The organism is Pseudomonas sp. WP18 (assembly GCF_036689585.1).
GTDB classification, from domain to species: Bacteria; Pseudomonadota; Gammaproteobacteria; order Pseudomonadales; family Pseudomonadaceae; genus Aquipseudomonas; species Aquipseudomonas chlororaphis_E.
The window spans coordinates 1,789,726-1,803,235 of record NZ_CP144758.1 but is presented as its reverse complement, the minus strand read 5'-3'; the positions used below and the strand labels follow the sequence as shown (position 1 = coordinate 1,803,235).

Here is a 13,510-nt window from a genome sequence, read left to right as displayed (position 1 = left end):
AAACTCCTTTATTCAGACTGTTCCGGTCTTGAACGACACTTTTCTGCGGACAACATAAACTCCCGTGCCGACCTGACAAGCTCATTGCGAGAAGAAAAAGGTGGTGTCCACCCTAATAGTTTCATCGCCTTTGCGGGGTTGACAACGAAAGATCCACACAACTGGGTTACCAAAGCACGCTTACCGACGAGGTGGCCGGCCGCATAAATGAGCTTGACAGGAAAATAGAAAACCCGGGGCCGCTTCCCCATGCCAACAGAAAGAGCATCAATGATTTCCGGCAAGGCGAGGTCGTCACCGTCGGATACAAGAAATAACTCTCCAGCGGCATCGGGATGAATGGCGCACACGCGTATAAAATCAGTCAAATTATCAAGAGAGATCATGCTTCTTCGGTTGGCGACCCCAGAAAAGGGCAAGGGCAAACCGCTCCTGACGAGTTTCAACAGACGTTGGAAATTACCCGGCGCATTGGCCGCATAAACAAGGGGCGGACGGATAATAACCAATTCCATCCCACTGGCACCCTCTATGTATGCACGGCTGAGGGCGACTTCGGCCTCGTACTTGGATAAAGCATAATCCTTGACGGGGGTGGCAGGGCTGGTTTCGTCAATAGGCGCTAATCCGGTTTCGACCCCGTTGACACCAATAGAACTGACGAAAATAAAGCGCTTGACTCCGCGCTGCTCCGCAATGGAGGCGAGCCTCAAGGTGAAGTCTCTGTTCACCTTGAACATCGCCGAGACATCCTTGGCGGCTTTGCCAAATTGATGCGCCCTGCCCGCGAGATGGACAACGATATCTACGCCAGACAACGCTTCGGAAAGGAACTCTTCATTGTCCAGCTCACCGAACAGGCATTCATAATCTGCGGCGGCCGCCGAAGGCTTGCGCATAAGCGCACGCACGGCAAACCCCTTTGCCTGAAGATCAAGACACAAAGAACGCCCAATAAAGCCACTTGCCCCCGTCACTAGGATTTTCATTTTTTGTTCACCAGCATAATAATTTCATCAAGCCAGCCGGCCAGGCTATAGCGATGATAAATATGAGGATCAACAGCCCTATAAGGCCGTTCAAGAAACGCCCTGCTGATAACGGGTTCCCAACGATCAATGACAAGAATATTATCTTCAGCGTAAAAATCGTACTGTTTAACGCTTGCATTGGTGGTAACCAGCTTCTTCCTTGCCCCTAATGTTTCCAACGTACGCATGGTCAACCCCGTCTGCTGAGGATGCTCTATATCGAGTATCGCATTTGAAACGTTAAAAACACGCTGAACCTCAGACTTGGGTATCGACGCGAATTTGAAATTACTTTTCCTGGCATTCCGATAGGCGCGATTAAAGCAGCGATAGAACCAATAAACCCAGTTGGCCTGCAAGTAAAGATACCAATATCTTCTTGTTGACGCATCCAATTGGCGATCTATTTTATCGACAATAAAAAACCGATCGGTGTGTGCTGTACCGATAAAACTTATATCGTATTCTGTCTTCGTCTCGACGACAGCATTAAAACCCGCAGAAAAAAATAAAGGTCGAAAATTGACATTGTACTTTTCAGCATCATTTTTATCGAAGGTAAACACACTATCAAAATACTTTAGATTATGAAGCGTCTGTTGTCGATTGGAAAAAGAATCCCACATATATAGGATAAATTTTGCCTTTGGATACCGTTCACGCCACGCAGAAAGTGTTTTCGCAGAGAGCGTCTGTCCATTGACAACAAAAACGTAGTCAAACTCCGTATGAACGGAGCTCATCTGTCGTTCATAATATCGATCGGCAGCGCCGATTACCCACGCGTGACGAAACTTTGTGAGCGCCTTTAGAAAAGGCGATTCGAATGGACGGTCCAATAGAAAAGTGACGCTGGCGCCCTGTTGCTCCAGTTCTCCCTTTATCTCGGACTCATAACCAAAAAACATCGGAGCCACGTATAAGACGTTTTTATTCTTTAACAATTCATTCACACCAACGTCGCTCGCTGTTTAACGATTTTTGCAGGCATGCCGGCGACGATGACATTTGCCGGCATGCTCGTCAGCAACACCGAGTTGGCGGCCACCGTAACATTATCGCCCACCGTTATCCCCCCCAGCACTTTCGCCCCGGCACCGACTACCACATCGTTACCAATAACGGGACGGTGGTCCGCGTCGTAGGTAAAATCCAGATCCTTGGCGCCCAGCGTCACGCCTTGATAGATAACAGCGTTTGCGCCTACGCTGACAGCACCGATAACGGTTCCCTGGGTATGGGGGAAAAACAGGCCCGGACCAATTTTGCAGGCAACCGCTATTTCTATCCCAAAGACGGTGTAATTCAACAAGGAAAAAAACCGGCCGATTATTTTCAGCCCGTTGGAATTCATTGAATATGCTAGCCTGTAGAGCAGCACGGGAGCAAATCTAGGAGAAACCATAGCCAACACCAACTTCATCTTTGACCTGGTCGCAGGAGCCTTGAATAGTGCCCTCTGCCTCTCAATGTCTGCGCACAACAGACGCCACAAACCCGGGTTGTCCTGCTCCATGGCGAGCTCCTTAATTCATCAACTTTCGAGCGCGTAATTCTTGATTAGCCTTTTCCAGCTGATCCTCTGGCAACGGCTGCTGGAGCACCCACTCAGCGAAGCGCTTGAGACCTTCTTTCAGCGTAATCTTGGGATGAATACCGAGCAACTTATTCAACCGTTCAATATCAGCGTAATTATGACGAATATCGCCAACTCTAAACTGCCCGGTCACTTGAACATTCGGTTTTTTCCCAAACGCGACTGTCAACTCCTCGGCGACTTCCTTAACAGAAGTGGCAATCCCGCTACCCACATTAACGACGGTATTGGGTGATTTTTCAACAAGCAAACCCGCAACCAACGCATCTGTCACATCATCGACATGCACAAAATCGCGGCTCTCGAGGCCATCTTCGAAAAGTGGAAGAACGGTATCGCGACGAATCTTGGTGGAAAATATGGACAATATGCCAGTGTACGGATTATTGAGCGACTGTCGCTCACCGTAAACATTCTGCAAACGGAAAATCGTATAATCTATGCCCATTGACTGACTGCCAATCCTGACAAGATCCTCTTGCGCATACTTGGTCGCTGCATAGAACGAGGACGGGGCGATCAGATCCGTTTCCTTCGTCGGTACAAGTTGCAATGCATCGCCTGTAAAGGGGCAAAGAGGTTCCCACATTTGTTTACTCAGCGCGTCAGCGGAACGAGCGGTCGGGCATACACGCTGTTGAGTGAGAGGGTTGATATAGGCCCCCTCTCCATATACCGAACGACTTGAGGAGAGAATGATTCTCTTAACACGATGCGCCGGTAACTTGCCCAGGACGTCAAACATCAAGGCAGTGCCTTGGGAGTTAACCTCGTTATAGCGGGCAATCTCGTACATCGATTGACCAGTGCCGGTTTCTGCCGCCAAATGGACGATGCCGTCAACGCCTTCAAGCGCCTTTGTCCAATCTTCTCGCGAAGTGACACTTCCGCGAATGAACTCGATGCCTTCACCATTCAACCAATCGAGGTCAACAGGTAGACTGCCATGCACCTGAACGGTTAGAGGATCCAGAATTCTAACGGTATGGTTCGTTTTCAACAGTTTGGGAACGAGGTGCGAACCTATGAACCCTGCACCACCAGTGATTAGAATCTTTTTCATAACGGTACCTCTATCCATCAACAGTAAAACATCTTTGCGTCTGACATGGGCGCTTAGGGTGCGTCTTGCCGCGCGTATTTTTCATGTCTACCGGAACGGAGGCCGGCAAAAACATACAGAGAACAGCAAATAAAAAATTGGAACAATGTCGGCAACAGGAAAAACATATCATAGAAAATTGAAAACACGAGAATCTGAAAGGCTACCGAATAAGCAAAGATCCCCCAGGGTCGCCCCCTGAGCGAGACTTTGTATACACAGCAGCAAACCAATTGAATCAGCGCAACAAATATAAAGCCACCCAAAGCCCCGGTGTCCGATACGAAGCCTGCATAAATGGTAGAGGTATTCAAATTGTTATCCACAAACGTGAACAGATCGTTCCTGGCATCCAACTCAAAATACGCCTTCACAATCGAAGGCAGCATATTGGACATCGAATAGGATACCGACCAGTTTGGAATCACAGTATCAATGTTATGGAAAAAATTACTGAGCCCTGCTGTCAGGTAGACGTAAAACCAGAGAAAACCGCTGGGCAAGGCATCAAACACTTCTCCGGATTGACCAGATACCAAATAGGCAAAGGGGTTTGAGGTTTGCCGCATATCACCCAAGTAGCCAAAAATCACCACAACCGCTACAGCGACGACAGCCAGCGAAAGTATCTTCTTAGAGGATACCTTCGTCAGTAGCAATGCAACACAAACGACCTGAATCAATCCACTCAGCAGAATACCGCGGCCCAGCATCAACACCGGCCATAGCAAAAGAACCAGAATCAATACAGCCATTTTTTTGGAGTGTTTTTTTATAGACAAATAAGTCGCCATTGACAGCACCTGCAGATAGCAGGCATTCATGACTCCATGGAGGGAAGGCACACCGAACTCGGTGTACAGTTTATTAATACCTACCAAGCGCCAATAAAGAGGCACTCCCCCCGAATAATAAATCTCGAAAGCGGTGCCAAGAAACCACACACACCCTAACAACATTAAAAAACGCGACACGACACTTATATAAAAATCGGCCTGTGCCTCACTGGGAACTTCGATCTTTTTCCGCCCCCTTAAAAGCAAATACAATAACAATATGCTGACCATATTCATGACTATCACCATCAGTCCCACCGCCGAGGGGGAGACCAAATTTGTGGTCAAGTCAAAAAAATACAGCAACAGGACCAGCGACCACATGGCAATATAAACAAATGCAGGGTTCAGCATAGTCGTTTATACCTGTCGCTTTAGGGCATTTTTCAGCCGGGGCAGCACCCCCGAAACAACATTGAAAATCATGGGGCGACGCAGAATCCCAAAAAGCAAATTGGTCATTGTTCGTTTGTTTCCGGATGAGTACTTCAGGAATAACGGACGCAGCGCCTCGACGTTGGCCTTGTTCTTCTTAACAACCTGCCTGAAAAGCTCACCTAGAAGATAACGGTAGCCACCTTGCTGGCACGCTTCCCTAATGGCCGGATCATGTTCATAACGTTCGGCAATGAGATCGACGGTCAGCAGAGACTCTTGCAGCAATTCGAATGTCCTGTCGCTAGCCCCTAGACCATGCTTACGATACTTGCCATAGACACCCGGGAGTTCACGAATTTCGCCTTGCAACGCGACTTCAATATAAAAGATCCAGTCTGAAACGACGGGAAAGAGCGGATCGAAGCCGTGCGTAGGACACGCAGAACGTCTAACCATGACCGAAGAAGCACCTGGAATACCCCCCTTCGATATTAAATCGTGGACGTTATTGATTCGCTCTTTTTCAGTAGTATTGGTACGAAAAATCAACGCACCATCAGCGTGATTAAAAATATCCACAGGATGGTAAGACAGTACGACCTTGGGATCCTCGAAAAGCGCCACCTGGGCCTTCAACTTCCCGGGTAAAAACAGGTCATCGCCACCTAGCACTGCGACCAGCTCTCCGCTGCAGGCAAAAAAAGCCGCATTGGAGTTGCCGGTAATGCCGAGATTCTTCTCATTCAAGACCGGCACAATCACATCAGGATATTTATTATAAAAGTCCAGAATAACTTCGCGCGTACCGTCTGTAGAGGCGTCGTCTGCTACCACAATCTCGAAATTGTCATAGTCTTGCGTCAATACACTCTCGATCGTTTCCGCAATCAGATGCTGCTGATTGTAAGTAATGATCATCACAGAAACTTTTGGATTATAAATATTCAACGCAAGCGCCTCAACAGAAAAACCATTATCCAGCAAATCATTCAGCCAACTAGCCCGTCAGCTTTCACTTTCTTCAACTCCATCGTAACGAACAGCATTAACAACGCCCAGTAAACTGCATAGTTCACCGCGTGAGCCAGAGACACTCCCTCCAAGCCCAATAATTTTGTAAAAACGACCGTCATGACATAAAAAGAAATTGCAGAAAACACTTCGGAAAAGATAAAGAGCTTGAACATGGCCTTACCCAGCATGACATAAGCAAGGATCCAGCTACCTATCTTGAGAGTATCGCCAACGATCTGCCAGGCGAAAAGACTCCTCATGGGCAGGAAATCCGCTGTAAACAACACATGTATGATGAAGTCACGCAAGACAAAGATAATCAGTCCGCACAACGCGGCACAGGGCAATATGACACGGTAGCCCAATAGAACTTCCGCTCTTATCGCTTCCCGGCTTTCCAATTCAGAAAGCCTGGGCAAATAATAAACGCTGAGGGTCGTTGTTACGAGCATGAGGTAGGCGGCACTAAGACGCCACATGGCTTCCCAGTAGCCGGCCGCATCCCAACCAAATGATGAACCCAGGTAGTTTCGCACGAAGATATGGCTGACCGGTACGCAAATAGCTGATGTAAGGGCCATGGCCGTATATTTCAGAAAATTTTTGGCCACTGCATAATCGACGCGCCCCACCATATAGTTAAAGCGAAACCAAGGCGCTTTCAGACAAATAACAAGAGTCACAAAAAAACTAATTGATTGATAAATAGCCAGAGCTATCAACGCGCCATACAGGCCGAAATACATTGATAAAGCCGTAGTTACTAGAAAGGCAAAGACGCTTCCAGCAATATTTGCGAAAACGTAACGAAGCAGATCTTTTTTACCGTTAAGTATCGCCAGCAAAAGCGCATTTAATGTAAAGAATACCAGCGTAGCCGCAAACCATCTGAAGACACCGGCAAAGTCGGAGTTCTTTAGAAATGCAACCGCCAGCTCATCACTGAATATCATTATAACGACACTGCAAAGCAGTGAGCCTAACAAGGCTATAGTCCCAGCACTCCGCCAGACGGCGTGCTGCTTGTCCTCGTTATAATGATATTCCGCCGTGTACTTCGTAACACCTGTATTAATAGCACCACTGGCAAAAGTAGTGATCATTTGAATAGCGTTTTGAAACTGCCCAAGCGCTGCATAACCCACAGGACCAACGTAGATGGCCAGGACTTTATTTATTCCAAGCAACGTCAACATTTTAACGAGTACGGCAACCCCGTTAAGCAGACTTGTTTTTATCAGCGTCATTAGCCTTCAACCAAGGCCATTAAAACTATTGCAGGCATCAATCACAGCGCTCGCGTCTTCGAGGGTCATGGTGGGACCAATCGGAAGGCTGAGTACCTCGTCGTGTATCCTCTCGGTTAACGGGAACGACTGGCTATTCCAGTTTTTGTAAGCAAGCTGTTTATGCGGAGGTATTGGATAATGTATCAATGTCTGGATACCTGATGCAGCCAAGTGCTTCTGCAAAGCATCACGGTGCTGGCAGCGAACAACATAAAGATGCCAGACATGGCCTTCAAAATCCAAGGGAGACACATTTTCCTGGATGGGCAGACGGATCGCAGCATTACGGATACCGTCACTGTACGCACGCGCAATCTTTCTGCGACTTTGAATATCAGTCGACAGATATTTTAATTTAACGCTCAACATTGCGGCTTGTATTTCATCAAGCCGGCTGTTGACACCTTGGTAGATATTCTTGTATTTCTCGTGAGAGCCATAATTGCGTAGTGCTTTTAGTACTGTAGCCAGTTCCGGGTCATTCGTGGTAATCGCCCCAGCATCACCCAGTGCGCCGAGATTTTTCCCTGGATAGAAGCTGAATCCGGCTGCATCGCCCCAACTACCGGCCACTTTTGCGTCAATACTCGCACCGTGCGCCTGTGCGGAGTCCTCCAAAACCAAAAGATTATGCTTTTTTGCGATACTCATGATACTTGGCATATCAGCCAAGCGACCATAAAGATGAACGGGAATAATTGCCTTGGTTTTGGGGCCGATAGAAGACTCTATCAACGCCGGCGAAATGTTCAAGGTTTCATCAGGCTCAACGAGCACAGGGGTCAAGCCATTTTCGGTAATGGCCAGGACACTCGCTATATAAGTGTTGGCAGGGACGATCACTTCATCGCCTTCGGTCAACCTGCCGAGGAGCTTCCACGCTCTCAAGGTTAGCGTCAGCGCGTCCAGCCCATTCGCTACGCCAAGACAAAATTGCACGCCACACGCCTTCGCAAAATCACTCTCGAAGGCCTCCAGCTCTTTTCCTTGAATATACCAGCCAGAATCGATGACTCGCGCACAGGCAGCTTTGAGTTCGGAAGCGTAGGCCGCGTTTACATCTTTCAAACTTAGAAACTCAATCATTAAACACCTGTTCTTTGCGTATAGATCAAATCAGCTGGCTTCAAGAGCAAGCCGGGATCAAACAGCCTCATTGGATACGGCAGCGGCGGCTACTAAATTAGTAAATTCTTTGTAATTTCGAATATAGTCTTTTTCGTCATATTCATGGCTGGCGAATACGACCAACACACAGTCCGGGCTAAAATCATGCATTTCCCGCCAGACAAGATTATTGATCAGAACCCCTTTTGTCGGCGAGTCCAACCAGATCTCTTCCTTCGTCACGCCGTTATCCATCAACATCCGGCACTTTCCCGAAACACACACGGCCAGTTGACGAAGATCTTTGTGCGCATGAAACCCTCTGCTGACCTCAGGTTGCGTGCCAAAAATATAATAGACGCGTCTAAACTCAAATGGTATCTGACTCGACTTTTCCAAGGCGATCAGACTTCCTCGGCTATCCCCAATAATGTCCAGCGTCAGCGCTTGAGTACTGCCGGGGGTATACAGACTTGGAAGATCAGCGTCTTTCAACGGGCTCGCCTGCCTGTCTTTTTCACTGATAATAAAATCAGCCCCAGCAGGCCAGTCGATGCCTAAATCAGGGTCGTCCCACTTGATGCTGCGCTCAAGTTCTTTACTGTAGACATCCGTGGTCTTGTATAAAAAGTGCGTGTTATCTTCCAACGCTACAAAGCCGTGTGCGAATCCTTCAGGAATCCACAGCATGCGATGGTTTTCTGCGCTTAGCTCGGCCCCCACCCATTTCCCATAGGTGGGCGACCCCTTGCGAATATCGACAGCAACGTCATAGGCCGATCCCGAGACAACTCTGACCAACTTACCCTGAGCGTGGGGTGCGAGCTGATAATGCAAACCGCGAAGAACGCCCTTCTGCGAGGAGGAATGGTTGTCTTGAATAAAGCTTCTGGGTATGGGCAAACCTAACTTTGAAAGCTCGTCGTGAAAACGCGGTTCATTAAAACTTTCAAAAAACCAGCCCCGTTCATCCCTAAAAACCGTCGGTTCTATAATCACTACGTCCTGCAAATCGGTTTTTAGCAATTTCATGGAGTGTTTCCTTAACCAACTGGGCACATCAAAATAGGGTTCAGACTTGATAACCTGGAGATTTTTTTGCCGACTTCCCGCCCAGGTGATGGACCGAAAGCGCTGCCAAGACACCCAGCATCAGGCCGAGGACCAATGCCAGCAACACAACAAGTGTTCTTTTCGGCTTGATAGCCTCTTGTGGCACTTCAACATCGCCGTCATAGCGGTACATATCGATTTTCAGGGGGGTGACTGCCAGCTTTTCAAAAAAGCTCTTCTTGGCTTGAAGGTCCCTCAAGCCGGACAGGAATGCGTCATTGGAAGACCTGCCCTCTATGCTTTTTATTTCAGCCTTAAGCGCCTCGACGCCTCTTAAGAAGCTCATTTCCCCTGTCATGTTCGTGGTTGCCGCGTTCGGGGTACCATCGAATATCATCGTAGGTTTCTGCACGCCAACCGCCTCAGCGACGCCTAGCGACGCTCGTAATTTGACCAACGTATCAGCGCGCATGGCCTCACCTGTTTCACGCTTGGCATCTATCTCCCGCCCCATATTCTGGGCACGGACCTTGGCTTCATATGAAACGTTCTTGGTGATTTCGTTGACTGCTTGTAATTCTGCATGCCTGATATATTTCTTGACCCAGTCCACTGACTGTTCTGCGTTACCCGTCTGGGCAATCACGGAGTAGCGACCCACCTCATCAGCCGTAACCGGAGTCACCTTCAGTTTCTTCAGGAACTCGGCGTACAACGCATCCTGCGAGCGTTTTTTTTCATCTTCACTCAGCGATGGAAGGTACGTACTTTCAAAAAACTCCTGGCGCAGCGTCTCGGAGAGTAGATTTCGCACAAATAAACGATATACATGCTCAATGGTATAGGGCTCAAGCTCGAATTCCTTGGTACGCCCTGCATTTAACTCGGCAATATCACTTTGGGTCGGAGGCACCAGATAGGCGCGGGCCTCAAAGACTCGCTCGCTGAAAAACGCATACATCAGCCCCAGGACAACGGCAATAGCGGTTACGCTGATAATGACCCACACTTGGCGCCATAACGCTCGCGCGATCTGGAAGGCATCAAATTCATTGGCGTATTGATTATTCGCAGCATCACTTTGCATAGTCTTTAAGCCTTGTTTTATCTACTTCAGCACGCTGTTGAGAGCGAGTTTGAGTTTTCTGCCCATTCCACAGCGACTGTCATTAAGCAGTCGCTGCGTCGATGTGCTACTTAAGATCTATTAAGCAACAGGAAATGAATCCTGGTGCGGATGGGTATCGATTAACTCAAAAGCTTGGAAAGATAGTGGCCGTATCCGGTTTTTTTAAGGCGTTCAGCCTGCTCAGCCAATTGCGCTCTGTTTATCCAGCCGTTGGTAAAAGCTATCTCCTCCAGGCAAGCTACTTTAAGGCCCTGTCGTTGCTCAATGGTATGAACGAAATGGCTGGCCTCCAGAAGAGAATCATGGGTCCCTGTGTCAAGCCATGCAAAACCGCGGCCGAGCATTTCCACACGGAGTTTCTTGCGCTCCAGGTAGACACGATTGACGTCGGTGATTTCCAACTCACCGCGGGCAGAAGGCTTTATGCTCTTTGCTATGCCAACCACATCATTATCGTAAAAATAAAGACCAGTGACGGCGTAATTTGACTTGGGAGCGACGGGTTTCTCTTCGATGCTGAGGGCACGTCCCGAGTCATCGAACTCCACTACCCCAAAACGCTCCGGATCAGACACGTGATAACCAAATACTGTTGCGCCTTCCTTTTGATGGGTGGCCGAACGCAAATTATCCGAAAAGTGTTGCCCGTAAAAAATGTTGTCACCCAAAATCAGGCAGCAAGGATCGTTACCGATGAACGCTTCACCAATAATGAACGCCTGGGCCAGGCCATCGGGACTTGGCTGCTCGGCGTAGGTCAATTGAATACCGTAAAGGCTGCCATCACCCAGCAGCTTCTTGAAACAAGGCAAGTCTTCGGGGGTGGAAATAATCAAGATCTCCCGCATCCCCGCAAGCATCAGCACTGAAAGCGGATAAAAAATCATCGGCTTATCGTAGATCGGCAACATCTGTTTCGATACACCGAGCGTCAATGGGTGCAACCGAGTGCCCGATCCACCAGCGAGAATGATCCCTTTACGGTTTGTTGTTGTCATTTATTCATTACTTCCCTAAGCATTCGGGTGACGCCGCTCTGCCAATCCGGCAGATGCAGTGAAAATTGATCGCGCAGTTTCTGGGTATTCAAGCGTGAGTTCAGCGGGCGTTTTGCCGGGGTTGGATAAGCATTGGTTTCGATGGGATTTACTGCGCTTACCATCAACGGCTCGCCATGGCTACGGGCGAAATCGATGACGTGACTGGCGTAGCCGTGCCAGGAAACCTCTCCACTCGCGGCCAAATGATAAATGCCGCTAGAGCCCGCCCCTTCATCCAGTCGCCGAATCACCAGGGCAGTGACATCAGCAATGAGATCCGCCCCAGTTGGCGCGCCAATTTGATCGGCAATGACGTTTAATGTTTCGCGTTCTTTCGCCAGACGTAACATGGTCTTGGCAAAGTTATTACCGCGAGCACCATATACCCAACTCGTACGCAATATCAGGTAGTTGCAACCAGATGCGATAATCGCCTGCTCGCCGGCCAGCTTACTGGCACCGTAGTGGTTGACCGGTGCCGTGGGATCTGTTTCCTGCCAAGGCCTGCTCCCTTGGCCATTGAAGACATAATCCGTGGAATAGTGAATAAGCCAGGCATCCAGCGATGCAGCTTCCTGTGCCATTATCCGACAGGCGTCGCCATTTATACGATCAGCCAGCTCAGGTTCGTCGTGCTCAGCCTTGTCCACAGCCGTGTAAGCGGCTGCGTTAACGATGATGTCCGGGCTGACTTGCCGAATCGTCTCACGCAGAGCGTCAACATCGGTCAAATCACCACAAAGCCCATCCACTGTTTGACGATCCAGTGCAATCACATCTCCCAGTGGCGCAAGTGAACGTTGAAGCTCCCAGCCTACCTGCCCGTTTTTCCCAAGCAGAAGGATCTTCATGATTCACTCGAAGGATCGTTGTAGTGCTGGTCAATCCATTGCTGGTAGCTTCCGCTCTTTACATGCGCCACCCACTCGGTGTTGTTCAGGTACCACTCCACAGTCTTGCGAATGCCACTTTCAAACGTTTCCTCAGGCACCCAGCCCAACTCCCGTTGAATTTTACTCGCATCGATGGCGTAACGCTGATCGTGGCCAGGGCGATCCTGAACGTAGCTGATCAATTCGGCATGGGGACGGTAAGGCGAGCCCGGACGCAACTCATCCAGCAAGGCGCAAAGGGTGCGCACGACCTCGATGTTCTGTTTCTCGTTATGGCCGCCGATGTTGTACGTCTGGCCGACGACACCCTCGGTCACGACCTTGTAGAGGGCCCGAGCGTGGTCTTCCACATAAAGCCAATCCCGAACCTGGTCGCCTTTGCCATATACGGGCAGCGGCTTCCCCTCAAGTGCATTGAGGATGATCAGAGGAATCAATTTTTCGGGGAAATGGTATGGGCCGTAATTGTTCGAACAATTGGTGACCAGCGTCGGTAAACCGTAAGTACGGGCCCATGCGCGTACCAAGTGATCGGAGCTTGCCTTGCTGGCCGAATACGGAGAGCTGGGTTGATAAGGTGTCGTTTCGGTGAACAACTCTTCGGGGCCTTCAAGATCGCCGTACACTTCGTCTGTGGAAATATGATGAAAACGAAAGCCGGGCTTGCGCGCCTCATCTAAAGTGGCCCAATAATGGCGCGCCGCTTCCAATAAGACATAGGTGCCGATAATGTTGGTCTGGATAAATTCCGATGGCCCGGAAATGGAACGATCCACATGGGACTCAGCAGCCAGGTGCATGATGGCATCCGGTTGATGCTCTCTCAAGACCCGGTCAATGGCTGCACGATCGCAGATATCGACATGCTCGAATGCATAGCGAGGACTCTGGCACACATCAATCAGGGACTCGAGATTGCCGGCATACGTCAGCTTGTCGACATTCACGACAGAGTCAGCCGTGTCGGAAATGATATGCCGAATGACGGCCGAACCGATGAACCCTGCGCCGCCGGTGACTAGAATTTTCACGCGAAACCGT

Annotated in this window: 13 protein-coding genes; all 13 read right to left on the bottom strand. The window is 49.2% G+C overall.

What is annotated here, in order from left to right; translation table 11 throughout:
- Positions 1–8: 8 nt before the first annotated feature.
- The 13 genes from V5F23_RS07950 to rfbB all read right to left on the bottom strand — a co-directional run bounded on the left by V5F23_RS07950 (position 9) and on the right by rfbB (position 13,500).
- Entirely contained in the window at positions 9–989 is a 981-nt protein-coding gene (locus tag V5F23_RS07950; protein WP_338497922.1) for an NAD-dependent epimerase/dehydratase family protein, read from the bottom strand.
- Complete coding sequence (locus V5F23_RS07945; protein ID WP_338497921.1) at positions 986–1,984, bottom strand: hypothetical protein; 999 nt, start codon at positions 1,982–1,984, stop codon at positions 986–988. The genes V5F23_RS07950 and V5F23_RS07945 overlap by 4 nt, the downstream gene beginning before the upstream one ends.
- The gene (locus V5F23_RS07940) at positions 1,981–2,547 is read right to left on the bottom strand and encodes a serine O-acetyltransferase (protein ID WP_042728066.1); all 567 of its coding nucleotides are present in this window, start codon (positions 2,545–2,547) and stop codon (positions 1,981–1,983) included. Before V5F23_RS07940 ends, V5F23_RS07945 begins: the two co-directional genes overlap by 4 nt.
- Positions 2,548–2,557: 10 nt before the next feature.
- Positions 2,558–3,691: an NAD-dependent epimerase/dehydratase family protein gene (locus V5F23_RS07935; protein ID WP_042728067.1), complete on the bottom strand. Its 1,134-nt coding sequence runs from the start codon at positions 3,689–3,691 to the stop codon at positions 2,558–2,560.
- A gap of 53 nt (positions 3,692–3,744) precedes the next feature.
- On the bottom strand, positions 3,745–4,920 hold the full coding sequence (locus V5F23_RS07930) for an O-antigen polymerase (RefSeq protein ID WP_338497918.1): 1,176 nt from the start codon (positions 4,918–4,920) through the stop codon (positions 3,745–3,747).
- Positions 4,921–4,926: 6 nt separating this feature from the next.
- The gene (locus V5F23_RS07925; protein WP_338497915.1) at positions 4,927–5,928 is read right to left on the bottom strand and encodes a glycosyltransferase family 2 protein; all 1,002 of its coding nucleotides are present in this window, start codon (positions 5,926–5,928) and stop codon (positions 4,927–4,929) included.
- Between the two features lie 5 nt (positions 5,929–5,933).
- The gene (locus V5F23_RS07920; RefSeq protein ID WP_338497914.1) at positions 5,934–7,205 is read right to left on the bottom strand and encodes an O-antigen translocase; all 1,272 of its coding nucleotides are present in this window, start codon (positions 7,203–7,205) and stop codon (positions 5,934–5,936) included.
- Between the two features lie 6 nt (positions 7,206–7,211).
- Entirely contained in the window at positions 7,212–8,333 is a 1,122-nt protein-coding gene (locus V5F23_RS07915; RefSeq protein WP_042728070.1) for a DegT/DnrJ/EryC1/StrS family aminotransferase, read from the bottom strand.
- Positions 8,334–8,390: 57 nt separating this feature from the next.
- A complete protein-coding gene (gene rfbC, locus V5F23_RS07910) occupies positions 8,391–9,386 on the bottom strand; it encodes a dTDP-4-dehydrorhamnose 3,5-epimerase (protein WP_338497913.1) in 996 nt (331 codons plus the stop codon).
- Between the two features lie 40 nt (positions 9,387–9,426).
- Entirely contained in the window at positions 9,427–10,494 is a 1,068-nt protein-coding gene (locus V5F23_RS07905) for a Wzz/FepE/Etk N-terminal domain-containing protein (RefSeq protein WP_042728072.1), read from the bottom strand.
- Positions 10,495–10,655: 161 nt separating this feature from the next.
- Positions 10,656–11,534, bottom strand: coding sequence for a glucose-1-phosphate thymidylyltransferase RfbA (gene rfbA, locus V5F23_RS07900; RefSeq protein ID WP_042728073.1), 879 nt, complete (start codon positions 11,532–11,534; stop codon positions 10,656–10,658).
- The gene (gene rfbD, locus V5F23_RS07895) at positions 11,531–12,427 is read right to left on the bottom strand and encodes a dTDP-4-dehydrorhamnose reductase (protein ID WP_338497911.1); all 897 of its coding nucleotides are present in this window, start codon (positions 12,425–12,427) and stop codon (positions 11,531–11,533) included. The genes rfbA and rfbD overlap by 4 nt, the downstream gene beginning before the upstream one ends.
- Entirely contained in the window at positions 12,424–13,500 is a 1,077-nt protein-coding gene (rfbB, locus tag V5F23_RS07890) for a dTDP-glucose 4,6-dehydratase (protein ID WP_042728075.1), read from the bottom strand. Before rfbB ends, rfbD begins: the two co-directional genes overlap by 4 nt.
- Positions 13,501–13,510 lie beyond the last annotated feature (10 nt).

Coding starts and splice junctions, on each gene's coding strand:
- V5F23_RS07950 (WP_338497922.1), bottom strand. CDS start 989: ATGAAAATCCTAGTGACGGGGGCAAGTGGCTTTATTGGGCGTTCTTTG.
- V5F23_RS07940 (WP_042728066.1), bottom strand. CDS start 2,547: ATGGAGCAGGACAACCCGGGTTTGTGGCGTCTGTTGTGCGCAGACATT.
- V5F23_RS07935 (WP_042728067.1), bottom strand. CDS start 3,691: ATGAAAAAGATTCTAATCACTGGTGGTGCAGGGTTCATAGGTTCGCAC.
- V5F23_RS07930 (WP_338497918.1), bottom strand. CDS start 4,920: ATGCTGAACCCTGCATTTGTTTATATTGCCATGTGGTCGCTGGTCCTG.
- V5F23_RS07920 (WP_338497914.1), bottom strand. CDS start 7,205: ATGACGCTGATAAAAACAAGTCTGCTTAACGGGGTTGCCGTACTCGTT.
- V5F23_RS07915 (WP_042728070.1), bottom strand. CDS start 8,333: ATGATTGAGTTTCTAAGTTTGAAAGATGTAAACGCGGCCTACGCTTCC.
- rfbC (WP_338497913.1), bottom strand. CDS start 9,386: ATGAAATTGCTAAAAACCGATTTGCAGGACGTAGTGATTATAGAACCG.
- V5F23_RS07905 (WP_042728072.1), bottom strand. CDS start 10,494: ATGCAAAGTGATGCTGCGAATAATCAATACGCCAATGAATTTGATGCC.
- rfbA (WP_042728073.1), bottom strand. CDS start 11,534: ATGACAACAACAAACCGTAAAGGGATCATTCTCGCTGGTGGATCGGGC.
- rfbD (WP_338497911.1), bottom strand. CDS start 12,427: ATGAAGATCCTTCTGCTTGGGAAAAACGGGCAGGTAGGCTGGGAGCTT.